Here is a 25,310-nt window from a genome sequence, read left to right as displayed (position 1 = left end):
CGAACAAAACTTTTCAAGTTATGAAAAAAAAACGATTTGTTGGCTATTTAAAAACAACAATGAAAATTACAATTACGCAACTTTTTCTTTTTGCTTTGTTTACCTGTGCAAGCATGGCCAGGCATGTTGCTGCACAAAAGATTTTAAACCAACCGGTTTCATTAAATCTAAACCAAACCGAAATAAAAGAAGTACTTAAAGAAATACAACAGCAAACCCATGTAGTATTTGTTTACAGTCCTTCGGCCATTGAAGCCAACAGAAAAACCTCGGTTAAAATAGAAAATATGAAGCTGGGCGATGTATTGGAAAACACATTTAAACCATTAGATATTAATTACAAAGTATATAAAAACAAAATTTTACTCTATAAAGAAAGCACGCTTCCGAAACAGGAATCCTTTAATGATAATCAATTGGAGGCAGGCCCGGCCGATTTAATTGTTCAGCAAAACATTAGCGGAAGGGTAACAGATAATAAAGGCGCACCATTACCCGGTGTTAGTGTACAATTAAAAGGTACAACAATTGGTGTAGCTACAGATTTAGATGGCCGGTTTGTAATTAATTCGCCGCAGGAAAGCGGAACATTGGTATTTACGTTTGTGGGTTTTGTAACCAGAGAGGTTGGTTTTAGCGGCCATACACCAATAAATATACAATTGTTAGAAGAAGCTAAAGAGCTGAATGAGGTTGTAGTTATCGGTTACCAATCAGTTAGAAAACGGGATTTAACCGGTGCAGTATCTGTTATTAGTCCTGAAGAATCAAACCGGGTTACTACCAGTTCAGTTGGGGAATCATTACAAGGCTTGTCACCGGGCGTAACTGTGCGAAACAGTGGTGCGCCCGGTGCAAATTCAGAAGTTGAAATACGCGGTATAGGCAGTTATCTGTCATCTGCACCCTTGTATGTAATAGATGGAATGCTATCTGATGCTAACGTTACTATCAATAATGATGATATTGCATCTATCCAGGTACTTAAAGATGCTTCTGCCGCGGCCATTTACGGTTCACGTGCTGCCAATGGTGTAATCATCATCACTACAAAACAAGGCAAAAGCGGGCCTCCCAAAATAACAGTCTCTGCTAAATTTGGACAGCAGCATCTTCCAAAACAATGGGATGTAATGAATAGTACCCAGTACGCAGCAATAAAGAGGCAGCAATATATTAGTGCCGGATTATCCGTTCCGCCAAGTATTGCTTCCGCAACCTTTAACCCTTCTATAAATACCAACTGGCAAGACCTGGATGAACGGACAGGCAATGACCAGAATTATAACATCACTTTATCAGGGGGCACAAACTATTCTAAATACCTCATTTCGGCAAGTTATTATGATAATCAGAGCGTTTTACTGGCAAATTCTTTTAACCGTGCCAGCTTCCGCATCAATACGGAAACAAAAAAGGGCATACTTACTTTTGGTGAAAATGCCTTATTAACGAACACCAATACTCGTGTGCCTAATATTGGTAATCCTTTTTTTGATTTACCTACCTCATTACCAACCATTCCTGTACAAAGTAATATGTGGATCACGTCAACAAATTTGCAGGGATTTACAAACGGTACTAATGATCCGGCTGGTGGTCCGCAGGACATAAGCTATGCTAACAACATTCTTGCAGGTAATATTACTAACAGTTCCTACACGAACAACGCAAAATTGGTTGGTAATGGTTATGCCCAGTTACAGCTAACTAACTGGCTTTATTATAAGTTTAATATAGGTTTAGAAACCAGCTTCGATTATAATCGTGGTCTTTTTAATGGCACTCCTATAAGATATGGTACTCCAGCCGCAGCAAGTACTGTAGGTGAAACCAGGGGCCAATTTAGCAACCTGTTAATGGAGCATACGCTTAATTTTAATAAAACGCTTGGCGTGCATAATATTAATGGTGTATTTGGTTATACCCAACAGCGGGAGCTTGATACCTATACAGGCGGAGGCCGTACCGGCCTAACGTATATTAATGGCCAATATTTAACATCTATCAATTCAGCAAATGGCTCTCCAACAGCAGCAGGCGGAACAAATACAGACTGGAAAATAATAAGCTATCTGGGCCGTGTTAACTATGGCTTTAACGATAAATATTTACTTACAGCAACCGGCCGTGTTGACCAAGACTCCAGATTTGGGCCTAATGACCGTACCGGTTTCTTTCCATCTGTAGCAGCCGCATGGCGTATAAATAAGGAGAGCTTTTTTAAAGCTGATTGGGTAAATGATTTAAAACTTAACGCATCATACGGTATTTTGGGTGTTAATACTATACCTCAATTTTCAAACCAGGGTTATATTAATAATGCACCCCGTGCAGTATTAAACGGTGTAGTGCAGAATGGCGCTTACCAGGCATCACTTTTTAATCCTGATGTGCATTGGGAAAGCAGGCACGAAACCAACATTGGGTTGGATGCCAGTATCTTAAATGACAGGGTAAGTATATCGGCTGCAGTTTATAGAAATGTATCTAAAGATGCTTTACTAATTGAGCAATTGCCTCAATACCTTGGAGCCAACAATAATCCATATATAAATGCAGGATCGATCAGTAATAAAGGTATAGAGTTTGCTGCTACTTACCGCAACAATGATCATAACTTCAAATGGAGCATATCTGGTAATGTTACTACTATAAAAAATGAAGTATTAAGCGTAGGTAACCAAGGCGGCGCTAATTATCTGGTACAAAATCCTGATATAACGCGTGCACAAATTGGGCATCCAATCGGGTCATGGTTCGTATTAAAAGATGAAGGCTTGTTTCAGAGCCAGGCCGAAATAAACGCTTATAAAAGGAGTAATGGCGATTTAATAGAACCTTTTGCAAAACCTGGTGACGTTAAATTTTATGCAAATCCAAATGGCACAGGACCGATCAACAATAATGACCGTGTTTTTGATGGTACTTCGCTGCCGAATTTGCAAACAGGGTTACAGTTTAATGGGGCATACAAACAATTCAGTATCAATATACAATTAGTGGGTATATTTGGCTCTACTATATTTGACGCTGTAAGAGAATCTTTAGACAGTTACCAAAATAACAATTTTCGCACGGCTATTAGCCCCTGGACACCCAGCAACACAAATACTTCAGACCCTCGTTTAGGCTTTGCTACCGATCAGGGAATTGCCAATAACAATACTTATGCAAGTTCACGCTGGTTAGAGAATGGCTCTTATGGCCGTATTAGAAACCTGGAAATCGGCTATGCGCTTCCAAAAGCTTTAGTAACTAAATGGAATGTTGATAATGCCCGGATATTTATCAGCGGACAAAACCTGTTGACCATAACCAAATACAAAGGTTTGGACCCTGATGTAGCTGGTAATCTTTTACAGCCTGGTTATGATAACGGTGGTTGGCCACCAAGCCGTGTATTTTCCTTAGGAATTAATTTTGGATTTTAATTTAAAGGTTTAAAATAATGAAAAAAGTTATTATATTATTTGTAGCAGCTATGACATTAGCAAGCTGTCAGAAATCATTAAATATTGTTAACCCCGATGCAGTAGCAACACAGGAATTTTGGAAAACTGCAAATGATGCACAATTAGGTGTTAACGCTATTTACAGCACTTTACACCGTGAAGGTTTATCACGCTGGAACTTTTTTGCAACCATCATTCGTGCCGATGAAGGCTGGAGTAAAAGTGGTGACCCTACCATTACATCTAACTACGACCAGTTTGTTGTTTCTGATTATAACTACGGCAGTGTTTACAACAATTTATGGGGCGACAATTATTTCGGAATTAACCGGGCCAACCAGGTTTTAGATAATGTGCCCAATATTGCTATGGACGCTACCCTTAAAGCCCAGTATTTGGGCGAAGCCAGATTTATGCGTGCCTTATTTTATTATCAACTGGCTATCTTTTTTGGCAATGTACCAATTCAATTAAAATCCTCATCACCTGCTGATAAACCGGCAACTTCGTCTCAGGCCCAGGTATTTGCACAGGTTGAACAAGATTGCATTGCCGCTGCCGCTGCATTGCCTACAAGTTATACAGGCAATAGTGTAGGGCGTGCCACCAAAGGATCTGCCAACGCATTGTTAGCAAAAGCTTATATGCAGCAAAAAAACTACCAGGCTGCATTAGCTCCGTTACAAGCAGTTGTACAAAGTGGTCTTTATTCTTTAATGCCAAATTATCAGGATAATTTTCTAACAACCACCCCAAATAACCAGGAGTCGGTATTTGAATTTGGTAATGCGCTTAATCCAAACGATACCCATGATGATGATACGAATCAAGCTGCTGAAGACAATTTGAACTATGGTTCATCCTTGCCGCCATTCTTTGCACCGCCACAACTTGGATTTACAGATGGGGAAGCAAGGCGCTGGCCAATAGCCGAATTTGAAAAAGAAAAAACTACTACCGGCGGCAGGGACCCGCGCTTGCCTGTTACCTTCTTATTTGATTCGGCAGATGTACGCGGGCCAAATTTCACACAGATATATGGTCAAACCTTTGCATCCAGATATGGCACAACAAATGTTTCTAATGATAATTACGTGTGGTTCGCTAAATTACTTGATTATAATAATGGTACCGCTGCCGCTCCCGGTAATTTTGAAATTTTTCACTCACCTAATGATTACAGGTTTATACGTTATGCAGATGTATTGCTAATGTATGCAGAATGTTTAAATGCTACAGGGGCAACTTTTAATGCTTATCAGTATGTAGATATGGTAAGGAAAAGGGCGGGTCTTGCAACTTTATCGAGTGTAATGCCGGGATTAAACCCAGCACAGTTTCTTACTCAGTTAAAACATGAAAGAATAACAGAATTAACAGGCGAAGGCCATCGCTGGGATGATTTGGCACGCTGGGGTGACTTAGGTCCGGGTTTAGCTTCGAGAGATGCCGGATTTAAAAACTTTGTAGTAGGCAAAAATGAATTCTTCCCTATTCCGCAAAGAGAGATCGATGTAAACCCAAACCTTAAACAAAATCCGGGATATTAATCTCTATCGGGCAATGCTTCTTTTATCGGTATAAAAATAGCTGAATTATTTGCAGGAATAACATAAAGTTATTCCTGCGTTTTTAAAGATATACCTATTATTCAAACATTATATGAAAATTATAAACCGATATTTATCAGGGGTACTTTTATCCATCTTAGTAATTTCCTGCAGTAAGAAAACAGATACCGGTGTTATCAATAATGGTGGTAACACAAATCCGCCTGTCGTTACCGTTGCTACCTTTAGCAATCCGTTGTTATCCAGCGGCCCCGATCCCTGGGTTGTACAAAAAGATGGTGTTTATTATTTTACCCGGACTTTCGGAGATCGTATTTCTATCTATCCCACAACAAAAATGTCTGCTTTGGGCAATGCTTTGGCTCAAACCGTTTATACGCCGCCTTCTGCCGGTATAGCTTATTCAAGAGATATCTGGGCGCCAGAAATCCATTACCTGCAAGGCAAGTGGTATATTTATTTTGCTGCAGATGATGGCAACGATGTAAACCACCGCATGTATGTGCTCGAAAGTAGTGCAGCAACTCCTGTTTCAACTTATACTTTTAAAGGCCAGTTAAAACCAACTACAGATAAATGGGCAATTGACGGAACGGTTTTAAATTACAACAATCAGCTTTACCTGATCTGGTCTGGCTGGCAAGGCGATAATACGCCGGGCACGCAACAACTTTATATTGCTAAAATGAGTGATCCTTATACTATTTCCGGTGATCGTGTCATGATTTCTCAGGCTGATTATGCATGGGAAAAATCAGGAAGCAGCGTAAATGAAGCACCCGAAGTTTTAACAAATCCGCAGGGAAAAGTTTTCCTGACTTATTCGGCCAGCAGTTGTTTTACAGATAATTATGCTTTGGGATTGCTCACTTTAAAAGATGCTTCCGACCCGATGGTTGCTGCTAACTGGACAAAATCTGCAACGCCTGTTTTTAGTACAAATGCTACTAATGGTGCTTACGGCCCTGGCCATAACGGTTTTTTTACTTCTCCGGATGGTACCGAAAACTGGATTATTTATCATGCTAATTCTTCTGCGGGACAAGGTTGCGGCGATACACGAAACCCAAGGATGCAAAAGTTTACCTGGAACGCAGATGGTACACCAAACTTTGGTACACCGATAAGTATTTATGTTAAAACAGCAGTACCGGCAGGCGAACAGTAAATTATTAGCATCTACATAAATGAAAAGAAAACTTCTGTTATTGATACTGTTTTTACCGATACTTTTTAGGGTTTGTTCAGCACAGAAACAGCAAACTTTTACCAATCCACTGTTGCCTTCAGGGGCAGATCCTTACAGCTTTTATAAAAACGGTTATTACTATTACACCAATACATTACAAGACAGTTTGGTATTATGGAAAACTAAAACCCTGGCTGATTTAAAGACAGCCGAACATAAAACGATTTGGGTCCCGCCTGCCGGAACTGCTTATTCTAAAGAGATATGGGCGCCCGAATTTCATTTTATTAAAGGGAAATGGTACGCTTATTTTGCTGCGGATGACGGCAATAATAACCATCACCGTACTTATGTTTTAGAAAATGCCTCTGCCGATCCTTTCAAAGGAAAATGGGTTTTTAAAGGAAAAGTAGCTGCTCCTTCTGATAAATGGTCTATTGATAGTGATGTGTTTTTCCAAAACGGACAGCAATTCATGGTTTGGGCAGGATGGGAAGGCGATGTAAACGGACAGCAAAATATTTACATTGCTAAAATGAAAAACCCGTTGACAATTAGCGGAAAGCGGGTGAAAATCTCCTCTCCCCAATATTCCTGGGAAGAAAACGGTGATTTACATGATCCCAATAATCCGCCTCATGTTAATGTAAATGAAGGCCCACAGTATCTTAAACATGGTCATAAAATTTTTATCATTTATTCTGCAAGCGGTTGCTGGACAGATTTTTATGCTTTAGGAATGCTTACTGCTTCTGCAAAAAGTAATCTTTTAAATCCGGCTTCCTGGAAAAAATCTCCGAAACCAGTTTTTAAGCAATCTCCGGAAAACGGAGTTTATGCGCCCGGTCACAATTCTTTTTTTAAATCTCCGGATGGAACAGAAGATTGGATTTTGTACCACGCCAATTCAGAACCTAATCAAGGTTGCGGGCGGGACCGCTCTCCCCGTGCGCAAAAATTTACATGGACTAAAACCGGAATGCCTTACTTTGGATTGCCTGTAAAAACAGGAGTGCCTATTCCAATTCCATCCGAAAAGAAAATTAAAAAACACAGATAAAATAGATCAACCCTAATTTTTATACGATAAAAACAGCATGAGCATCAAGAAACACCTGATTATTTTATTCCTGCTTTTTGCCGGGATGCAGTTATCTGCACAAAATGTACCGGTAAAAACAGCACCGGTTTGGCCGGCAGCAAAAGCAAACAGTTGGTATGCCCAGCATAAATGGCTTTCGGGCGCTGATTATATTCCGGCAACTGCTATCAACCAACTGGAAATGTGGCAGGCAGATACTTTCGATCCAAAAACTATCGATAAAGAATTAGGTTGGGCCGAAGGAATTGGCTTTAATACCATGCGCGTTTTTTTACATAGTTTGGCGTGGAAACAAGATCCGGAAGGCTTTAAAAAGCGGGTTGACCAGTTTTTAACCATTGCCGAAAAACATCATATTCAGCCTTTATTTGTATTTTTTGATGATTGCTGGAACAAAGTCCCTCAAATTGGTAAACAGCCAGAGCCGAAAACCGGTATCCATAATTCTGGCTGGGTGCAAGATCCTGGTCAACCGGCATCAGAAAATGCGGCTAACTTCCCCGGACTCGAAAAATATGTAAAAGATGTAATGACGCATTTTGCCCATGATAAGCGCATTTTGTTGTGGGATTTGTATAACGAGCCAGGCAATTCTAACAAAGGCGAATTATCACTTCCATTGCTAACCCAAATTTTTACCTGGGCAAAAGAAGTAAATCCCGATCAGCCGGTTACTGCCGGGATTTGGGCTTGGGATTTTGAAAAATTAAATGCTTTCCAGATTACACATTCTGATGTAATTACTTACCATGATTATGAGGAACCTGCCTGGCATTTAAGAGTGATACAATTGCTTAAATCTTTTGGCCGGCCGGTTATTTGTACAGAATATATGGCGCGTACAAGCAACAGCCGTTTTGCCAACATTATGCCGATGCTTAAAAAAGAAAATGTAGGGGCAATTAATTGGGGGTTTGTTGCCGGTAAAACCAATACTATTTATGCCTGGGATACACCAATGGTTAATGGCGGAGAACCGATAGAATGGTTCCATGAAATTTTTCGTCAGGATGGTCTGCCATACCGGCAAGACGAAGTGGATTTGATTAAGAAGTTAAACGGTGTTATAAAATAACCGGTTTTGTTATCTTTAAAACAAAAACAAGAAAGTCCTGCTTTTTAAAAGCAGGACTTTCTTGTTTTTACGTTTGTTAATGCAAGATTAAGCAATCATTAACTGATTGTTATCTAAAGGATTAATATTTTTTACTAATGCTTTGCTTGCTACACGTGCAACTTTTAAATCGGTAAGTAATAGATTTCTTAATTCTTTATCAAAATTTTTGATCATTTTGTTTATGGAAGTGGTATTTTTTTTCATGTCTAAATTTTTTTATGGTTAGTGTTAATTATTATCAGTTTTTTTAGGTTTGTCGATGTGGTCTTTTTCTGTTAAATTATTTTTTCTTCTTTTGGCCTCGTTTACCTGGCGGGTAAATTGCTCCTCGTCTCTGCTATCACTCGGATTTTCCGGATCTAATGGATTTTCCCAGTCTTTTTCCTGACTGTTTTTATCGGGAATGCTGTTTTTAATAATCATATTTCCATTTTTTCTGTAAACCCTGTTTCTAATATGATGCCAGAGCAATTATTACAAAACAGATTGTTTATAACTTTTAATTTTTTTTGCAGGAAATAACTGGAAACCAGCAGGAAAAAAAGTTTAATTGCTGTAAGAAAAATTTTCGTGTTGAAAATAACAGACAGCCTGTTGCTTATGCTGTTCAGAAATTAATTCAGTTTCAGATTTAACCGTACAGTTTTTCGGTACGAGAAGTGTACAAATAAAGCAGCAACAGATAAAACGATGCCTATACCTGCTACACCGTGCCAATGCCAGGTATTCCAAACACGGCTGGCTAAAAAAGTACCCCCAGCACCGCCTAAAAAATAAGTAACCATATAAACAGTGTTTAAACGGTTTCGTGCTTCTGCAGAAAGGGAAAAAATGGTAGTTTGATTAGAAATATGCGTAGCCTGAACGCCCAGATCGAGTAAAATTACACCGATGATTAAACCGGTAAGGCTGCTGTCTGAAAAAAAGAAAACGATAAAGGATACAATAATCAGCAAAATAGACAAAGTAGTAACCGTGTAAGGGTTCGTTTTATCGCTGACCCTGCCCATCAAAGCAGCACCTAAAGCACCAAAAGCGCCTACTAAGCCAAATAGTCCGGCTGCTTCGCTGCCTAAATTAAACTGTGGTTGCCGAAGCAGGAAAACCAGGGTTGTCCAGAAAGCGCCGAAACAGGCGTAACACAAAGCGCCGCGTAAAGCTGCAAGCCTTAACAAAGGTTCTGTTTGGATGAGGGTAATAAGCGAGCGCATCAATTCCGGGTAGTTTCCTTTATATTGAGGTTCTATCTCCGGGAAAAGAAAATAAATTATTACCCATAAAAGAAGCATCAGCCCGGCGGCAATCATATACATAACATGCCAGCCAAAGAGTTGGCCAATATAACCACTAATTGTTCTCGAAAGTAAAATACCAATCAGTAAGCCGCTCATTACAAAGCCTACAGTTTTTCCTCTTTCATTTGGTTTGGAAAGATGGGCTGCCATCGGGATAATCAGTTGAGGTATAACTGATGTAAAGCCAATCAGGAAACTAGCTATCAGCATAACCGTGAAACTCGGTGCAAATGCTGCAAGCAGTAAAGAAATGATAATCAGGCTAAAATCAATCATGATCAATTTTTTACGTTTCAACATATCTCCAAGCGGAACAATCAGCAGCATACCAAAGGCGTAGCCCATTTGTGTTAGCATGGCGCTACTGCCGGCTTCGCCACTGCTTACATGATAGGTCCGCGCAATATCGCTTAGCAGAGGTTGACCGTAATAAAGGTTAGCTACTACCAGGCCTGTAGTAACCGTCATTACCCATAAAGTTATTTTGTTGATACCCGTGTTTGCTTTAGATGTATTCGTATTACTCATGGCAGGTTAACCAATGATCTGCCATGAAGTTTTTTTAAACAGACTGATAAAACCTATTAAAGATTTTTGCCTGCTAAAAGAAGCATCAGGTTAAAAAAAACAGAAATGGGAGAGGGCTGAACCTGGTTAGTTTAACAAACGATTGGTAAAACGGACTTTGATGCCTAATTGAAAATTTTTAATGATCTTGAAAATCTCTATCAAGGTTGCCTCTTCAATACTGGTAAGTTTATCAATATGGATGTAATTATCAGGAGAAGATTTATCGTGGATGATCTGATTTGCCTGGTTTTTCAATCGCATGCTCATCAGGAAATAGTAGGATTGGGTAAGTTCCTGTAGTTCTGTTTCTGTAAAAACGCCTTTTTGCTGTAAAGCTTTTAACCGTTCGCCGGTGTTAACTTCAAAAATCCTGTTTTTTAATGCATAAATCCGTACAAGGTCAACAATGGGTGTCATCGCTTTTTTAATGTCAAAAACTTCTTGTTTGTCGCGCGTTATAGTTCTGATATTTCTAAAAAAAGTAAGCGGCGGTTCGTATTGCAATGCGTTGTTTGCCATGTGAAAAAACACTTTTTCCATTGGTTTTTTCAAAGCTTCATCTAAAAACGATTTCAGGTCGTTCATGATAGAAACTTCACCATAAATAAAACGGCAGTCAAAAAAAGTAGAAAAATTAATAATGGTTTCCGGTACAGATTCTTCCATCCATTCGGTGTAATTGCGTTTCCAGTGGGATAAAGAATGCGTCCACTTCGGATTTTTCGCCATGAAGCCACCTGTACAAAATATAAAACCAATGGTATTTAAACGTTCGGAAACAATATCAGCAAAAGTTAAAAAATATTCGCGCACCAGTTCGCGGTGTTCGTTTGCTTTATCTTCATAAACAATGGCATTGTCCTGGTCTGTTTTTAAAGTCTGTTCTTTGCGGCCCTCGCTTCCTAAAGCCATAAAAACAAATTTTGCCGGCGGTTTGCCAAGTTCAGCAATAACAGATTCGATCACTTTAAGCGCAATAGTATCTGCAATTGTGGTAATTACCTGGTTTACAATTTCTGCATTTACGCCCCGGTCTAACAACTGGATCACAAACATAGGCACGCGCTGCCATTTCTCTTTCAGTTCCGTTACAGATGATGCTGATTTTACAGATTGAATAAACACTAATGGTGATTGCGCCTGCTCGCTCAGCAACTTGTTCCGGCTTAAAAACCCCACATATTTTCCGTTGTCTTCGGTAAGCAAATACCTGGTTTTTGTGCGGAACATCATCAGGATAGCTTCATAAACATAAGCTTGAACGCTAATGGAAATGATAGGGTTATCCATAACGCTGCTTATTGGCATGGCTGCATCAATTTGTTTGGCCACCACATTATCCCTGATGGTAATATCGGTAACATAACCAACTATTTTTTCGTTTCCGTCCCGAATAAAAAGGCAGCTTACTTTAGCCTGCGCCATTTGTGTTGCTGCAAGGTAAATAGGCGTATCATAACTGCAGGAAACAATGTCCCGCTGTTCTATATCCGTAATTTTTTTGGAATAAAGCTGATCGGATGCGCCGTGGCTTTCTGCAAATGAAGCCGGATTTTTAAAGAAGTTTGCAAACTCCTCGTTCATCATCCTTCTGCCAAAATCAATAGTAAAAAACTGGAAAAAATTCTCAAAAGTCTGGCAAAGCGCTTTAAAAGTTTTTCGGGGGAGAAAATAAACAACCGTTCCTTCTTTAGCGATAACGGTACGCAAAGAACGGTTCCGGTTTAGCAAAATAGATTGCCCGCCAAAGGTAAAACCTTCGCGATGGCTTTCTACCAGCCGCATGTTGTGGAGGTTATCGTAAATGAAAGATTCATACTCTCCCGAAACAATAATATCAACACCTTTCATTTTACTAATTTCCTGCTGATAAATTACAGTTTCTTTACTGTAGGTTACTTTTTGCAGTTGTGCTGCGGTACTTGCTAAAGTTTCGGGAGGCAGTAAATTAAACGGTGCTACCTTTTTAAGAAATTCAAGTTGTTCCACGATAAGTTAATAAAATGATCAGTAAAAGAAGTAGTATCAATATTACAACTGCCCAGCCAATAAAACGATTAAACGGATGTTCGTAACTTTTAAGGGATTGTTGTTTTAAAATATATTCCTCATCAATTTCGCCTCTTTTAATTAGTTCAAAATAGCATTCTGCTGTTGCCGCAGCATCTGTTAAAGCATTATGCTGGTGCAATAACGGTGTTTTAAATAATAGCTGATACAAATCGCCCAGGCGTAAATACTTGTGCTGCGTATTATCGGCCAATCGTTTGGTGGCAATCATGGTGCAAAACATTTTCATGTTGCTGATTGGGTTTTCTACACCGGAACGAAAAAAATCTGCACTAAGCACATGAAAATCAAGTTCCATAAAATGCCCGATCATTAAAGGCCGGTATAGTTCCATATCCTTTGCCAGCAGTTCCATTACTTCATGCCGCAACTCGCCATGCTCATTTAAAAATTCGCGTGTAATGCCATGAATATCTTGTGCAGCAGGCGAAATTTTAAAATCGTTGTCCTTAATGTAATGGTCTTCCTGCTTAATTAAATTACCATTACGATTGTAAATTAACCAGGAGATCTGGACGGAGAACGGCCAGTTATTAACTTTAGAATAAGGTGCGTTCCATTTTTTAGGTAACCCGGAAGCTTCAGTATCAATAAACAGGAGGTTATCTATCACAACTTAAAATCAATCTCATGGTAATTTATTTGGCGATTTAAAATTACAATGATTTATGGATTTGAAGAATATTTTTTAGCCGTAAAAACAGTATCAGCGGTTTTTGAAGAAAATAAATCGGGTAAAAAAAAGCTATGCAAAACCCTAACATACTTTGTATGCTAACGCTGTTTTGTTAAAAGCATATTTTATTTAGTATTTTTAGGAATACTAAGGCTATAAAACAGGGCAAATACGAAACCTAAGTATGTTCGATACTTTTAATCAGCATTTACGGCTTTACGGGCGCCGGTAGCATAAGTTGTATCTGTGCTGGTGTTATAATAGGTAGTCCTTGTACCGGTTTTATAAAAATCGATAGGTTCTTCCTGGTGTTCTGCATTTGCAGCAGGGGATTTTATATGGGTTTGAACCAGGAACACAACAAAACTAAATACACTCGAAAAAGCGATTAAACCAGCCATCATCCAAAAATAATTTATAAAACCATAAACAATCAGAGCAAGCATTCCTAAGAGTAAAGAAGCATAGAAATAATTTGATCTTTTCATTAACTTTTAATGTAATGCAGGTTATACGAATGCAATTAAAGTTGGTTGCATTGGTTTTAAAAAAATCAGTTATTAAAAAACGATGCCTGTTACAACAAAAAAATCCGCGTTCATTTTTAACAGAACGCGGATTTTTAGCCGATAAAAGAAGCATCGCTTTTATGCTACATCCACCGAATCATAAATGGTAACTTTTTCCCAAAGGTGCTGGCAGTTTCTAACAAATTCCTGATGTAAGGGGTGCACCTGATAACTTTCCTGGTCTTCCAAATTGTTAAATATGAGCAATAAAGAAAAATCATAAGTCGTATCAATAACCGGACGGTTTGTGCTTGCTTTAACACCAATATGGATCATTATTTTAGGTCCTATAGCGGCTAAACTTTGCAGTCCGTTTAATAAATCTTCTCTGTCTGCATTGTTGCTTTTATTTTTAAGCCAGAAAAAAACGTGGTGTGTAAACATGGTTTTTAGAGGTTATATAGATATTTTATTTAATCAATATTAAAATCACTTATTTCTACAATTGGTTCCTTAAGTTGAAGGAGTTGCAGTGTTTGATTTAAGTTTTGTTCTAAATTCTGCAAAAGTTAGCATTTGATGTATTGCCACAAGTTATCCAAATAATTTGCGGAGGAATACCATATTTTTCTGATAGGATTAGAAAATCTGCATCCTTACTCATAATAACAGCATTTTCTAATCTGGCTTTCATAAATATTTCATAGTCCGTTGCTTTCAACAGTCCTAATGCACGTACAGATTTGGCTTCTGCATTAGTATAATTGCGATTAATCCAAGCAGCAATTGAAGGTGAAAGCTGTGCATCAATCCAAATTGTCATGCCGCAATAACTGGGTGATCCATTTTATTACGTGCATACTTTAAAGCAGCTTGTACATCTGCTATTTCCAGATCAGGAAATTCTTCTAAAACTTGTATTTGATTAATACCGGAAGCAAGTAGATCAAGAATATCAATTACCCTTATCCGCATTCCGCGAATACAAGGATGGCCACCACATTGGTCAGGATTAATTGTGATCCGTGCTTTCCAGTTTTCCATTGGTTTGTTGCTTTATAACAAATATACCAATTACAATTATGCCAGCACCTTTTTCCAGCTAACCAGGTCGCCGATTATTTTTTCAAGGTCATCAGCATTTACACGTTCCTGAATCATGGTATCGCGTTCGCGGATGGTAACAGTATTATCTTCTAAAGTCTGATGGTCAACCGTAATACAAAAAGGTGTCCCAATGGCATCCTGGCGACGGTAACGTTTGCCGATAGAATCTTTTTCGTCGTACTGCAAATTGAAATCCAGTTTCAGCTTATCCATAATATCGCGCGCTTTTTCCGGCAAACCATCTTTCTTTGTTAAAGGAAGAATAGTTGCTTTAATAGGAGCAAGGGCAGGAGGAAACTTCAATACCACACGACTATCTTTTTTATCGCCTTCGCTTAGATCCTGTTCTTCGTAAGCATTGATCAGCGTGAGCAAAAACATGCGGTCTAAGCCGATAGAAGTTTCAATTACGTAAGGCACATAGCTTTGTTTTTCTTTATCGGTTTCCTGCGGATCGAAGAAACGCAGCTTTTTGCCCGAGTATTTTTCGTGCTGGGAAAGATCAAAATCAGTACGGCTATGGATGCCTTCCACTTCTTTAAATCCAAACGGAAATTCAAACTCGATGTCTGTCGCGGCGTTGGCATAGTGCGCCAGTTTGGTATGATCGTGAAAGCGGTATTTTTCGGTAGATGTTCCTAAAGCCAAATGCCATTTTAAGCGCGCTTCTTTCCAATGTGCAAACCATTCCATTTCAGTTCCTGGTTTAATGAAAAACTGCATTTCCATCTGCTCAAATTCTCGCATGCGCAAAATAAACTGACGCGCGATTACTTCGTTCCTGAAAGCTTTGCCAATTTGTGCAATGCCGAAAGGGATTTTCATCCGGCCGGATTTCTGCACATTTAAAAAGTTTACAAAGATGCCCTGTGCCGTTTCCGGCCGTAAATAAACTTCGTCTGATCCTTCTGCCATCGCACCAAATTGGGTGGAGAACATCAGGTTAAACTGGCGGACTTCTGTCCAGTTGCGCGTTCCCGAAACCGGATCGGCAATTTCATGCTCTTCTATGAGTTCTTTTAAGCGCGAAAAATCTTCGGCTTTTAAAGCATCGTCCATCGCTGTTTGTAACGCTTCCGCTTTAGCAGTTTTGCCGTCTTTTTCGTATTTCGCAATTTTATCTTCCAGCAACTGGTCCGCGCGATACCTTTTTTTAGAATCCTTGTTATCAATCATCGGATCGTTAAAACCGGCAACGTGCCCGCTGGCTTCCCAGATTTTTGGGTGCATAAAAATAGCAGAATCAATACCTACAATATTCTCGTTTAGCTGTACCATCGCTTTCCACCAATACGTTTTGATGTTGTTTTTCAGTTCGGCACCGTATTGTCCGTAATCATAAACAGCACTTAGTCCGTCGTAAATTTCACTGGATTGGAACACAAAACCATATTCTTTGGCGTGGGCGATTACATTTTTAAAAAGCTCGTCGTTGTTTTTGCTCATAACGAGGGCAAAGATGTGTAAAAATGTGTATTAATGTATATTTTTGTTGTAGTATCTAATCCGCAGAAACATGACTGAAAAACAGCTTTTAAGCAGAATAACCATCAATCCAGAAATTTGCCATGGTAAACCAACGATCCGTAACAGAAGATATCCTGTTGAGTTGATTTTGGATTTGCTATCGTCCGGAATGACCAATCAGGAGATCTTAGAAGATTATTCTGAATTGCAAGAGGAGGATATTTTAGCCTGTTTGGCTTTTGCCGCAAAATTGCTTCGGGTAAAATTTGTTTCAGCAGTTCTTGCATGAAATTTTTAATTGATGCACAGATTTCGCCATTATTATGTGATATATTGAAGCAAAAAGGTTATGATACCAAACATGTAAGAGAACTAATGATCGGAACGCTTACCTCAGACAGTATTATTATGGATTCAGCTGATCAGGAAAATCGTGTAATGATTACTAAAGATTATGACTTTTATTATGCTCATTTCATGTACAAAAAACCGTCAAAACTCTTACTGATAACATTAGGTAATACTAAAAATCGTATATTATTTGATTCAATCAGAGATAATATAGCTTTGATAGAATCACTTTTTGAAAATTATGATTTTTTGGAACTGAATTCTGAAGGAGTTGTAATTCGTGAAATCTAAATCAAACACAAAGTTCTTTTTAAATTTGAAGAAGATTTCTCCTATCGTCGAAATGACAGCTGATAGCCGAAAGCTGATTGCTAAAAGCCATTCATGAGCATCCAAGTCCAAAACCTATCTAAAACCTACGGCACACAAAAAGCCATTGATGCTATTTCCTTCTCCGCAGAACCCGGAAAAGTGTTAGGATTTCTCGGCCCAAACGGCGCAGGAAAATCTACCACGATGAAAATCCTGACTTGCTTTATTCCGCAAACTTCCGGCACGGCAACAGTTAATGGTTTTGATACGGTAAAAGAAGCATTGCAAGTGCGGCAGCAAATTGGTTATCTGCCCGAAAGCAATGCTTTGTATCCCGATTTATATATAAAAGAAGCATTAACCTTTATTGCTTCTGTCCATAAAATCCATCACCCGGAAAAAAGAATTGCCGAAGTTATTGAAGAAACAGGTTTAGGGCCGGAACAGCAAAAAAAAATCGGACAGCTTTCTAAAGGCTACAAACAACGTGTAGGGTTAGCGCAAGCAATTTTACACAATCCGCAGGTTTTGATTTTGGATGAACCAACTTCCGGCCTCGACCCAAATCAGTTGATCGGGATCAGGGCTTTAATAAAAGAACTCGGTAAAACTAAAACGGTAATTTTATCGACCCATATTATGCAGGAAGTGGAAGCTGTTTGCGATCAGGTGATCATCATTAACAAAGGAAAAATTGTGGCCAATGAAACTTTAGCCCAATTGCATCAACAGCATCAAAATCAATCACTGGAACAGATTTTTATCAAATTAACCCACTGATTTTTAACCAATAGGAAAACTGTATGCTGTTTTTAGCAAACAATGAAGTAGTTTCGGCATTTCAGAAACATTATTTTATCTAAATTTATAAAAAAGAATAAAAAAAATATTCTTAATAACTGCCTTATTTGGTGCAACTGTTTTTACAAAAGTATCGGCACAAAAAAGAACGACAGCAATATCTCCTTCGTTTAGTGTTGGACTGGAAGCAGCAGCGCCAATGGGCGACGCTAAAGATGTGTACAGTTTTGGATTTGGTGGTTCCGGAAAAATTGAAATCCCGGCAACAAAATCTTTTTTCATAACAGTAACAGCAGGTTATACCAGCTTTTATTTAAAAGATAACATTAAAAATACATTAACTGCTTTTGGCGGATCAACCAATCCAGCTGGTTATGTTCCTTTAAAAGCAGGTGGTAAATATTATATTATTCCGTTATTTTATGTAGAAGGAGAGATTGGCGCAGCAATTGGTGTACAAAAATTATCGCCTTTTCTTATTACAAATAATACTCTGAGCGGCCGTGGTACTGCATTTGCTTATGCGCCCGGTGTTGGCGTTTCCATTCCTTTAATTGGTAAATCTGCAATTGATGCAGGCGTACGTTACGAAGGCTGGTCGCAAAACGGACAATTAGGGCAGTTGGCTTTACGCGTAGCCTACAAATTCTAAGCTTCTTTTAGCACCTTAAAATAAAGGTTCTGCTCTTATTGGGCAGAACCTTTTTGCTTTGCGGTAAATTGTATAATTTCGGCTTTCACATTACATCAGGTGTTAACAATTCTTCAAAAAGAAATTACTTCTTACCTCAGTTCGCTGGTTGCTTACGTAACTATCGGTGTGTTTTTATTAGTTCTGGGTTTGTTTTTATGGGTTTTCCCGGATACCAGCATTTTAGATTATGGTTATGCTGATCTGGGAAACATGTTCAGCACAATTCCTTATTTATTTATGTTCCTCATTCCGGCAATTACCATGCGTTCTTTAGCAGAAGAAAAAAAGGAAGGGACATTTGAATTACTGGCAACTCGGCCAATTACCGACTGGCAAATTGTGTTGGGCAAATACTTTGCTTGTTTATTGCTGGTTTTGCTGGCCTTGCTGCCCACATTAGTTTACGTTTATTCCGTTCATCAGTTAGGAAACCCAATTGGTAATCTGGATGTTGGCGCTGTAATTGGTTCTTATATCGGTTTATTTTTGTTGGGAGGGACTTTTGTTGCCATCGGTATTTTTGCTTCTTCCATCACCAAAAACCAGATTATTGCCTTTACGCTGGCTGTTTTTATGTGCTTTTTTATGTTCAGCGGCTTTGATTCGCTTAGCGGGTTATTGTCTTTTCAAAATTCTGAAATACAAAATCTTGGCATCAACGAACATTACGGGGCAATAAGCCGCGGTGTTTTAGATACGCGCGATTTGGTTTATTTTCTAAGTATGATCGGCCTGTTTTTATTGTTCACAAAAACAGTATTGGGAGGAAGAAAATGGTAAGTTTCCGCAAAAAGAAAGATTTATTGCAGGTTGCCATCGTGCTGGTGATGCTTCTTTTACTGAACATTTTTTCGGAATATGCTTTTACACGGTTTGATTTTACGACCGAAAAACGTTTTACACTTTCGCCAATCACCAGAAATATAATGGACAGCCTGCAAAAGCCGGTTACTGTAACTGTTTTTTTGCAGGGCGATTTTCCTTCGGGATTTAAACGTTTACAACGCGCAACAAGGGATTTGCTGAACGATTACAATGCATTTGGACATGATAAGCTTAAAGTAGAATTTGTTGATCCGTTGGCAGGGGCAAATACAGAACAGCAAACGCAGATTTTGCAGGATTTACAAAGTCAGGGCATCGAACCAACCAACCTCAGCGTAAAAACGGAAGATGGCATGACACAAAAAATCATCTTTCCGGCAGCTTTGGTAAAATGCAAGGGAAGGCAAATTCCGGTTAAACTTTTACAAACACGAATTGGTTTATCTCCGGAAGAAGTATTAAATAATTCGATCCAAAACCTGGAATACGCCTTTTCTTCTGCCATAAAAAAAGTAACCAGCGGCGGAAAACCACGTATCGGTTTTACAGAAGGCCATCATGAATTAAGCGATTTACAGTTGAACGATGCGATGCGTTCTCTTTCAGATGGTTTTGAAGTTGGCCGTGTTAACTTAAAAACTATTCCTTTTTCGGGAGTAGAAAAACTAAGTTTATTAATCGTTCCAAAACCTGATCAACCTTTTACCGAACTTGAAAAATTTAAAATAGACCAGTACTTAATGCGTGGCGGAAAGATTTTGTGGACGATTGATCCGGTTACAGCAGAATTAGACAGTTTGCGCGGACACGGCGGCGAGCAACTGGCTTTTAACAAACAGCTTAATTTAGATGATCAGCTTTTTAGTTACGGAATCCGCCTTAATTTTGATCTGATTGCTGATATGAATTGCGCTCAAATTCCGATTAATGTAGGAAACGTAGCTGGACAAGTGCAAATTCAAATGCTGCCTTGGCTATTTTATCCAATTCTTGTTCCGGTTTCCAAACATCCTTTGGTTAAAAATTTAGACGGAATCAGAAGCGAGTTTATCAGTTCGATAGATACCATTGGTGTTCCTGGCATTAAAAAAACGGTTTTGCTTGCTTCTTCTCCCTTCAATCAAAAAATTAATACGCCATATTTGCTTTCGTTGCAAATGGTGGAGCAGGAGCCGGATCCGCGTACTTTTCGCAGCGCGCCAAAAACAGTTGGTGTTTTGCTGGAAGGCAGGTTTAAATCTGATTTTAAAAACCGCCCTGTGCCCGAAGGCTTTACAGAGAAAATTGACGTGTTGCCGGAAAGCAGGTTCACCAGAATGATTGTGATTAGTGACGGCGACATTTTAAAGAACCAGATCAATGAAGCAGATGGTTCGCCTTTCCCTTTAGGTTTTGACCGATATACACAGCAAACCTATGGCAATAAAAACTTTTTGCTGAATGTTGCCGATTACATGACGGATGATTCTGGTTTAATCAACCTTAGGAACAAAGAAATTAAGATCAGGTTACTGGACCATGCACAAATTAAGGCCACAAAATTATATTGGCAAATTTTAAACAACGTGCTGCCACTGGCGATGCTTCTTTTATTCGGTATTTTTCAACAATATTTCCGCAGAAGAAAGTATGCGGCTTAAAATTTCTACTTTTGGTAGATCAAGATTTATATTTATATGAGATTTATTGTTTCTACATCAACCTTGCTAAAACAGTTGCAGGCAGTTAGCGGGGCGCTGAGCAGTAGCACGGTTTTACCAATATTAGAGAACTTTTTATTCCAGATCAAAGACGGAAATTTAACTATTTCTGCAACAGATCTGCAAACCAGCATGACCACTTCTTTACCGGTAGAAACGGATGAAAATGGTCGTATTGCTATTCCTTCGCGTATTTTGCTGGATACTTTAAAATCATTGCCAGAACAACCGGTTACATTTTCGGTGGATGATAAAACGTTTGCGGTAGAAATTAAAGCAGGAGATGGCAGTTATAAATTAAGCGGAGAAAACGGCGAAGATTTTCCGAAAATCCCGGTGGTAGAAAATGCTTCATCAGTAAGTTTACCAGCTTCCGTTTTGGCAGAAGCTATCAACAAAACCATTTTTGCTGTAAGTAATGATGAGCTGCGCCCGGCCATGACAGGTGTTTATTGTCAGCTTTCGCCACAGCATTTTACTTTTGTTGCTACAGATGCACATAAGCTGGTTCGTTACCGCAGGAAAGATGCGCATTCTGAAACGGCTACTTCTTTTATCATGCCAAAAAAAGCATTGAACTTGTTAAAGTCATCGCTGCCTTCAGAAGATGTAAATGTATCGGTAGAATATAACAGCACGAGTGCTTTCTTCAAATTTGGCAATATCAATCTGGTTTGCCGTTTAATTGATGAACGTTACCCGGATTATGATGCGGTTATCCCAACCAATAATCCTAATAAATTAACGATAGACCGTTTGTCTTTTCTGGGTTCTTTAAGCCGTGTTGCTATTTATGCCAATAAAACAACGCACCAGGTAAGGTTGAAAATTGAGGGAAATGAGCTTAATATTTCATCAGAAGATATAGATTTCTCCAACGAAGCGCACGAAAAATTGAATTGCCAGTACGAAGGCGAGGATATGGAAATCGGTTTTAACGCCCGTTTCTTAATTGAAATGCTTAAAAATTTAAGCTGTGAAGAAGTTTCTTTAGAAATGTCAACACCAAACCGGGCAGGCTTATTATTGCCGCAGGGCGGTGATGAAAATGAAGATGTATTGATGCTGGTAATGCCGGTGATGCTGAACAGTTACGCCTGATCGCCTTTCTTTTCGTTAGATTTTCCTGTAACTAACCGCTTGATTGTCCGTAAACTTTATACAATCAGGCGGTTTTATTATGGAAGCAAACTATCAATTTTATAAGCTAAGCGGATTATCTGTAATTGTAATAATTATGCTGCTTTTTTCTTCCTGTAAAGATAATGCAGCAACCGACACTTCTTTAGGAAATTCCCATTTACTTTTAGTAAACAGCGCTGCCAGTTCTTTTGCAATAAATTTATATTGGACAGGCAATAAGTTAAATCCAGTTCCGCTTTTTTATGGCAGCACTACAGGGTATAAAAACTTAACATCAGGCGTAAGGGACGTTCAAATCAAAGCTAATAGTAACGGTGCTTTGTTAACTACAAACACGGTTCATTTAGTCCGTGATTCGAGTTATACCTTTTTTGTGTACGAAACCAATAATACAACTACAACTGTTATAACTGAAGATGATTTGAGTATTCCTTCTTTCGGAAACGCTAAGGTTAGGTTTACTAACTTGTCGGCTGGTTTGTCTTCCGCAGATCTTGTTATCAGCAACGGCCCAGTCATTGCTTCCAGTGTAAGTTTTGGTACAATTGGCAGTTATACAGAGTTAAAAGCAGGAACTTATAACTTCGCTTTAGTTGTACATGGCAGTAATTCTGTGCTGTTAAATATCCCGAATGTACGGATGGACAATGGAAAAACTTATACCATCTGGAGTGGTGGAAAAGTGAATGGTACAGGTTCAACGGCTTTGTCTGTACAAACTTTTATCCAGTAAAAGAAGCATTTGTTTTATTACAAAAAACATCAGTCGGTTTAAAAAAATGTAGTTTTGCATCATGAAAAAACTACGTTTGTTTTTAGGCCGATTAATGGTTGCCTGCATTGGCCTGATCGTTTTTTCGTGCAATAATTCAGGTGTTAGTCCTACCAATTATTCCCGGTTACAGGTAATTAATACATTAGCAGGTAGTACGCCTATTAATTTCTCCCTTAATTCTACTAAAAAAAATTCTACGAGCATTACTTTTCCCGGAACATCAGGTTATGTAACCACAACTCCCGGAATGCCTTATTTACAAATTGCACTTGCAACAACACCAGGTGTTTACTTTTACAACGCTACATTAAACTTAAAAACGGATAGCAGTTATTCGGTATTTATTACCGGAACCACCCAGCCGCAAGCTTACACATCTGTTTTTACCTGGGATGATCTGTCTTCTCCCTCAATCGGAAAAGCAAAAGTGCGGTTTGTTAATGCTTCTTTAAGCAGTACAAATTTGGATGTTACCATTAATGCTGTTGCCGGTTTTACCAATGTTGCCTTTAAAGGGGTCGGGAAATTTGTTGAAGTTCCGGCAGGCACGTATGAATTTAGGGCTTATTCAACCGGATCAACAAGCAGCAGTTTGGCAATTTTATCCAACCAGGTACTTGCAGATGGTAAAGTTTATACCCTATATGCACAAGGTGTTGTAGGCAATACCGCAACAACTTCTGCTTTTGGGTTGAGTTTGATTTCAAATTTGCTGCCTAACACAAAGTAACCTGGCAATTGTACTGCTTTTATACAAATATTTCTATTTTTGAAGACATAAACACCGCATTTTGGAACTCATCAAAACCATTATAGATTTCATTCTACATATTGATAAACATTTAATCGAGATTACACAGCAGTATCAGGGCTGGACCTATCTCATTCTTTTCTTTATCATATTTGCCGAAACCGGTTTTGTAGTTACGCCTTTTTTACCGGGAGATTCTTTGCTTTTTGCAGCCGGCGCACTCATTGCCCATGGAAACTCCGGCTTAAATATTTATTTATTACTATTGATTTTAATTGCTGCTGCCATTGCCGGAAACACAACCAATTACGAACTCGGAAAATTTTTTGGTGTGAAAGTGTTTAAGCCTGAAAATAAAATCCTGAAACTTGATTATTACCTCAAAACCAAAGCTTTTTTTGATACGCATGGCGGTAAAGCAGTTATTTTCAGTCGCTTTCTGCCTATTTTCAGGACTGTTGCGCCTTTTGTTGCCGGCGTAGGCAAAATGCCTTTAGGAAAATATACCTTGTATAATTTTATTGGCGGAGCAGCATGGATCACCTTGTTTTTGTTTTTAGGTTATTTCTTTGGAGGGATTCCGGTAGTTAAAAGAAACTTTACAATTGTAGTGGTCTTGATTATTTTAGTTTCTGTTATTCCGCCAATATTTGCTGCAATCATGAGCCGTTCTGGTACTGCTGTAAAAAATGTTTAATGATTTTTAGGTGATAAAAGAAGCATCGTTGTCATCTCGACGATAGGAGAAATCTTCTCCAAGCGAAAGAGAAACTTTATATTCTTCGAAGATTTCTCTTGTCGTTGGAAATGACAAAAGTCTATCTACAAATCTTCCCTGCCTAAAATCTTCCCGTTTTGAAAACGGTATTCTTCCAGTGCTTCCTTCATTTTTTCTTCTGCGGATAATTCCCTTTTAACCATGCCTTTTAAATTCGGTTGCCCGGCATCAACCCAAGCCGAAAACCAGTAACTTCCGATAGCTAAAACAGAAGCGCGCATTTGTTTCTCTACCATCCCGTTCAGCAAATCGTGATATTTACTTGCATAAGGCTCAGCATAATTCCTGATCAGTTTGTTGCTATTTTTGATGAAAGTGTATTTCTGGCTTACAGGAAATGCTTGTAACTTCCTTTCCATAACTAAAACAGAATCCAATTCTTTATAAGTAGTCCGACAAATCTTCCAGGCATTTTTTAAAGGATCGTCAATATAAACTGCTTTACCTGTAAAAAAGTTATACCGATCAGCAAAAAGCTCTGGCAACCGGCTTTCCCAAAAAGCATGAATACCAATCTGGTTGGTTTTTTGTCCATTATAATTGCTGGTCATGTGTAATGGCACATGTGCATCTGCAACATAATGGCCTAAATCAGCAGAATATTTCAGGATTTTAATAGAATCCAGGTCTTTAAAAGCCTGCACTAAATGATAGTAATTGCGTTGGATGGTCCATGGCACAGTTCCGTATTTATTTAAAGTATCAGCAGAATATTTATCAACAGCTTCGTTCCATTGCTGCGGGATACTGTCAAAAGGAAAACTACCATAATAATCTGCATCAAGAAAGTGACGTGGTGCTTCTATTGGGTCAACATATCTGCGTTTATCAGGATCAACAGCATGATCGGTTAAATAATTAATATTGTTCTTATAAAAACCAATCATCCCTTTCGGCAGAATAAAAACTGCCGAATGATTAATGGATTTATGCGCGAAAAAGCCCCAGCTGCTGCAAAAAAGCAACAGTATGGCCAATAAACAAAATAGGTAAAGCCTGTTTTTCATAAGTTTAGGCAGATGAAGGTTTTGGTTGATGTAAATTAAAACCGA

At 38.7% G+C, this 25,310-nt stretch carries 26 protein-coding genes; 15 read left to right on the top strand and 11 right to left on the bottom strand.

Annotated features, from left to right (window positions below; genetic code table 11):
• Positions 1 to 20 precede the first annotated feature (20 nt).
• From GO621_RS05925 to GO621_RS05905, 5 genes are all read left to right on the top strand, one after another.
• The gene (locus tag GO621_RS05925; RefSeq protein WP_198170150.1) at positions 21 to 3,434 is read left to right on the top strand and encodes a SusC/RagA family TonB-linked outer membrane protein; all 3,414 of its coding nucleotides are present in this window, start codon (positions 21 to 23) and stop codon (positions 3,432 to 3,434) included.
• Between the two features lie 17 nt (positions 3,435 to 3,451).
• Positions 3,452 to 5,005 carry a RagB/SusD family nutrient uptake outer membrane protein gene (locus tag GO621_RS05920; protein WP_157565099.1) on the top strand — a complete coding sequence of 518 codons (1,554 nt, stop codon included), beginning with the start codon at positions 3,452 to 3,454 and terminating at the stop codon, positions 5,003 to 5,005.
• Between the two features lie 112 nt (positions 5,006 to 5,117).
• A complete protein-coding gene (locus GO621_RS05915; protein WP_157565097.1) occupies positions 5,118 to 6,194 on the top strand; it encodes a glycoside hydrolase family 43 protein in 1,077 nt (358 codons plus the stop codon).
• A 19-nt stretch (positions 6,195 to 6,213) separates the two neighbouring features.
• Complete coding sequence (locus GO621_RS05910; protein ID WP_157565095.1) at positions 6,214 to 7,275, top strand: glycoside hydrolase family 43 protein; 1,062 nt, start codon at positions 6,214 to 6,216, stop codon at positions 7,273 to 7,275.
• Between the two features lie 37 nt (positions 7,276 to 7,312).
• Positions 7,313 to 8,392, top strand: a complete 1,080-nt coding sequence (locus GO621_RS05905) for a glycoside hydrolase 5 family protein (RefSeq protein WP_232335599.1) — start codon at positions 7,313 to 7,315, stop codon at positions 8,390 to 8,392.
• Positions 8,393 to 8,479: 87 nt separating this feature from the next.
• On the opposite strand, the gene GO621_RS05900 is transcribed toward GO621_RS05905, so the two are convergent.
• The 10 genes from GO621_RS05900 to GO621_RS05855 form a co-directional block, all read right to left on the bottom strand.
• Complete coding sequence (locus tag GO621_RS05900; protein WP_157565093.1) at positions 8,480 to 8,638, bottom strand: hypothetical protein; 159 nt, start codon at positions 8,636 to 8,638, stop codon at positions 8,480 to 8,482.
• A 24-nt stretch (positions 8,639 to 8,662) separates the two neighbouring features.
• Positions 8,663 to 8,857: a hypothetical protein gene (locus GO621_RS05895; RefSeq protein ID WP_157565091.1), complete on the bottom strand. Its 195-nt coding sequence runs from the start codon at positions 8,855 to 8,857 to the stop codon at positions 8,663 to 8,665.
• Between the two features lie 191 nt (positions 8,858 to 9,048).
• Entirely contained in the window at positions 9,049 to 10,257 is a 1,209-nt protein-coding gene (locus GO621_RS05890; protein ID WP_198170149.1) for an MFS transporter, read from the bottom strand.
• A gap of 126 nt (positions 10,258 to 10,383) precedes the next feature.
• Entirely contained in the window at positions 10,384 to 12,288 is a 1,905-nt protein-coding gene (locus tag GO621_RS05885) for a DUF294 nucleotidyltransferase-like domain-containing protein (protein WP_317163395.1), read from the bottom strand.
• A complete protein-coding gene (locus GO621_RS05880) occupies positions 12,275 to 12,982 on the bottom strand; it encodes a 3'-5' exonuclease (protein WP_198170148.1) in 708 nt (235 codons plus the stop codon). Before GO621_RS05880 ends, GO621_RS05885 begins: the two co-directional genes overlap by 14 nt.
• A 260-nt stretch (positions 12,983 to 13,242) precedes the next feature.
• Positions 13,243 to 13,533, bottom strand: a complete 291-nt coding sequence (locus GO621_RS05875) for a hypothetical protein (RefSeq protein WP_157565089.1) — start codon at positions 13,531 to 13,533, stop codon at positions 13,243 to 13,245.
• A gap of 159 nt (positions 13,534 to 13,692) precedes the next feature.
• Entirely contained in the window at positions 13,693 to 13,998 is a 306-nt protein-coding gene (locus tag GO621_RS05870; RefSeq protein WP_157565087.1) for a Dabb family protein, read from the bottom strand.
• 109 nt (positions 13,999 to 14,107) lie between these two features.
• The gene (locus GO621_RS05865; RefSeq protein ID WP_198170147.1) at positions 14,108 to 14,377 is read right to left on the bottom strand and encodes a DUF5615 family PIN-like protein; all 270 of its coding nucleotides are present in this window, start codon (positions 14,375 to 14,377) and stop codon (positions 14,108 to 14,110) included.
• A complete protein-coding gene (locus GO621_RS05860; protein WP_157565085.1) occupies positions 14,374 to 14,598 on the bottom strand; it encodes a DUF433 domain-containing protein in 225 nt (74 codons plus the stop codon). Before GO621_RS05860 ends, GO621_RS05865 begins: the two co-directional genes overlap by 4 nt.
• A gap of 36 nt (positions 14,599 to 14,634) precedes the next feature.
• Complete coding sequence (locus GO621_RS05855; protein ID WP_157565083.1) at positions 14,635 to 16,107, bottom strand: glycine--tRNA ligase; 1,473 nt, start codon at positions 16,105 to 16,107, stop codon at positions 14,635 to 14,637.
• A gap of 70 nt (positions 16,108 to 16,177) precedes the next feature.
• On the opposite strand from GO621_RS05855, the gene GO621_RS05850 reads away from it, so the two are divergent.
• The 10 genes from GO621_RS05850 (at position 16,178) to GO621_RS05805 (ending at position 24,177) form a co-directional block, all read left to right on the top strand.
• Complete coding sequence (locus GO621_RS05850) at positions 16,178 to 16,417, top strand: DUF433 domain-containing protein (RefSeq protein WP_157565082.1); 240 nt, start codon at positions 16,178 to 16,180, stop codon at positions 16,415 to 16,417.
• Positions 16,414 to 16,770 carry a DUF5615 family PIN-like protein gene (locus GO621_RS05845; protein ID WP_157565080.1) on the top strand — a complete coding sequence of 119 codons (357 nt, stop codon included), beginning with the start codon at positions 16,414 to 16,416 and terminating at the stop codon, positions 16,768 to 16,770. Before GO621_RS05850 ends, GO621_RS05845 begins: the two co-directional genes overlap by 4 nt.
• A gap of 93 nt (positions 16,771 to 16,863) precedes the next feature.
• Positions 16,864 to 17,571, top strand: coding sequence for an ATP-binding cassette domain-containing protein (locus tag GO621_RS05840; protein WP_157565078.1), 708 nt, complete (start codon positions 16,864 to 16,866; stop codon positions 17,569 to 17,571).
• 220 nt (positions 17,572 to 17,791) lie between these two features.
• Positions 17,792 to 18,244 carry a hypothetical protein gene (locus GO621_RS05835; protein ID WP_157565076.1) on the top strand — a complete coding sequence of 151 codons (453 nt, stop codon included), beginning with the start codon at positions 17,792 to 17,794 and terminating at the stop codon, positions 18,242 to 18,244.
• A 99-nt stretch (positions 18,245 to 18,343) separates the two neighbouring features.
• The gene (gldF, locus tag GO621_RS05830; RefSeq protein ID WP_317163394.1) at positions 18,344 to 19,066 is read left to right on the top strand and encodes a gliding motility-associated ABC transporter permease subunit GldF; all 723 of its coding nucleotides are present in this window, start codon (positions 18,344 to 18,346) and stop codon (positions 19,064 to 19,066) included.
• Positions 19,060 to 20,751, top strand: coding sequence for a gliding motility-associated ABC transporter substrate-binding protein GldG (gene gldG / locus GO621_RS05825; RefSeq protein ID WP_157565074.1), 1,692 nt, complete (start codon positions 19,060 to 19,062; stop codon positions 20,749 to 20,751). Before gldF ends, gldG begins: the two co-directional genes overlap by 7 nt.
• Positions 20,752 to 20,787: 36 nt before the next feature.
• A complete protein-coding gene (gene dnaN, locus GO621_RS05820) occupies positions 20,788 to 21,912 on the top strand; it encodes a DNA polymerase III subunit beta (RefSeq protein ID WP_157565072.1) in 1,125 nt (374 codons plus the stop codon).
• A gap of 79 nt (positions 21,913 to 21,991) precedes the next feature.
• Complete coding sequence (locus tag GO621_RS05815; RefSeq protein ID WP_157565070.1) at positions 21,992 to 22,687, top strand: DUF4397 domain-containing protein; 696 nt, start codon at positions 21,992 to 21,994, stop codon at positions 22,685 to 22,687.
• 61 nt (positions 22,688 to 22,748) lie between these two features.
• Positions 22,749 to 23,459: a DUF4397 domain-containing protein gene (locus GO621_RS05810; protein WP_157565069.1), complete on the top strand. Its 711-nt coding sequence runs from the start codon at positions 22,749 to 22,751 to the stop codon at positions 23,457 to 23,459.
• Positions 23,460 to 23,520: 61 nt separating this feature from the next.
• Positions 23,521 to 24,177: a DedA family protein gene (locus GO621_RS05805; protein ID WP_157565067.1), complete on the top strand. Its 657-nt coding sequence runs from the start codon at positions 23,521 to 23,523 to the stop codon at positions 24,175 to 24,177.
• 125 nt (positions 24,178 to 24,302) lie between these two features.
• Here the strand turns inward: GO621_RS05805 and GO621_RS05800 are convergent, their stop codons facing one another.
• A complete protein-coding gene (locus GO621_RS05800; RefSeq protein WP_157565066.1) occupies positions 24,303 to 25,265 on the bottom strand; it encodes a zinc dependent phospholipase C family protein in 963 nt (320 codons plus the stop codon).
• Positions 25,266 to 25,310: the final 45 nt, after the last annotated feature.

Origin of the sequence: Mucilaginibacter arboris, from assembly GCF_009754915.1 — a bacterium.
Lineage (GTDB): Bacteria > Bacteroidota > Bacteroidia > Sphingobacteriales > Sphingobacteriaceae > Mucilaginibacter_A > Mucilaginibacter_A arboris.
This window is presented reverse-complemented; position numbering and strand designations above follow the sequence as displayed.

What these genes read in the sequence shown, in the direction of transcription:
- GO621_RS05920 (WP_157565099.1), top strand. Translation starts at nt 3,452, where the DNA reads ATGAAAAAAGTTATTATATTATTTGTAGCAGCTATGACATTAGCAAGC.
- GO621_RS05870 (WP_157565087.1), bottom strand. Translation starts at nt 13,998, where the DNA reads ATGTTTACACACCACGTTTTTTTCTGGCTTAAAAATAAAAGCAACAAT.
- GO621_RS05850 (WP_157565082.1), top strand. Translation starts at nt 16,178, where the DNA reads ATGACTGAAAAACAGCTTTTAAGCAGAATAACCATCAATCCAGAAATT.
- GO621_RS05845 (WP_157565080.1), top strand. Translation starts at nt 16,414, where the DNA reads ATGAAATTTTTAATTGATGCACAGATTTCGCCATTATTATGTGATATA.
- GO621_RS05900 (WP_157565093.1), bottom strand. Translation starts at nt 8,638, where the DNA reads ATGAAAAAAAATACCACTTCCATAAACAAAATGATCAAAAATTTTGAT.
- GO621_RS05915 (WP_157565097.1), top strand. Translation starts at nt 5,118, where the DNA reads ATGAAAATTATAAACCGATATTTATCAGGGGTACTTTTATCCATCTTA.
- gldG (WP_157565074.1), top strand. Translation starts at nt 19,060, where the DNA reads ATGGTAAGTTTCCGCAAAAAGAAAGATTTATTGCAGGTTGCCATCGTG.
- GO621_RS05875 (WP_157565089.1), bottom strand. Translation starts at nt 13,533, where the DNA reads ATGAAAAGATCAAATTATTTCTATGCTTCTTTACTCTTAGGAATGCTT.
- dnaN (WP_157565072.1), top strand. Translation starts at nt 20,788, where the DNA reads ATGAGATTTATTGTTTCTACATCAACCTTGCTAAAACAGTTGCAGGCA.
- GO621_RS05800 (WP_157565066.1), bottom strand. Translation starts at nt 25,265, where the DNA reads ATGAAAAACAGGCTTTACCTATTTTGTTTATTGGCCATACTGTTGCTT.
- GO621_RS05815 (WP_157565070.1), top strand. Translation starts at nt 21,992, where the DNA reads ATGGAAGCAAACTATCAATTTTATAAGCTAAGCGGATTATCTGTAATT.
- GO621_RS05895 (WP_157565091.1), bottom strand. Translation starts at nt 8,857, where the DNA reads ATGATTATTAAAAACAGCATTCCCGATAAAAACAGTCAGGAAAAAGAC.
- GO621_RS05810 (WP_157565069.1), top strand. Translation starts at nt 22,749, where the DNA reads ATGAAAAAACTACGTTTGTTTTTAGGCCGATTAATGGTTGCCTGCATT.
- GO621_RS05865 (WP_198170147.1), bottom strand. Translation starts at nt 14,377, where the DNA reads ATGACAATTTGGATTGATGCACAGCTTTCACCTTCAATTGCTGCTTGG.
- GO621_RS05905 (WP_232335599.1), top strand. Translation starts at nt 7,313, where the DNA reads ATGAGCATCAAGAAACACCTGATTATTTTATTCCTGCTTTTTGCCGGG.
- GO621_RS05840 (WP_157565078.1), top strand. Translation starts at nt 16,864, where the DNA reads ATGAGCATCCAAGTCCAAAACCTATCTAAAACCTACGGCACACAAAAA.
- GO621_RS05860 (WP_157565085.1), bottom strand. Translation starts at nt 14,598, where the DNA reads ATGGAAAACTGGAAAGCACGGATCACAATTAATCCTGACCAATGTGGT.
- GO621_RS05835 (WP_157565076.1), top strand. Translation starts at nt 17,792, where the DNA reads ATGGGCGACGCTAAAGATGTGTACAGTTTTGGATTTGGTGGTTCCGGA.
- GO621_RS05855 (WP_157565083.1), bottom strand. Translation starts at nt 16,107, where the DNA reads ATGAGCAAAAACAACGACGAGCTTTTTAAAAATGTAATCGCCCACGCC.
- GO621_RS05925 (WP_198170150.1), top strand. Translation starts at nt 21, where the DNA reads ATGAAAAAAAAACGATTTGTTGGCTATTTAAAAACAACAATGAAAATT.
- GO621_RS05890 (WP_198170149.1), bottom strand. Translation starts at nt 10,257, where the DNA reads ATGAGTAATACGAATACATCTAAAGCAAACACGGGTATCAACAAAATA.
- GO621_RS05910 (WP_157565095.1), top strand. Translation starts at nt 6,214, where the DNA reads ATGAAAAGAAAACTTCTGTTATTGATACTGTTTTTACCGATACTTTTT.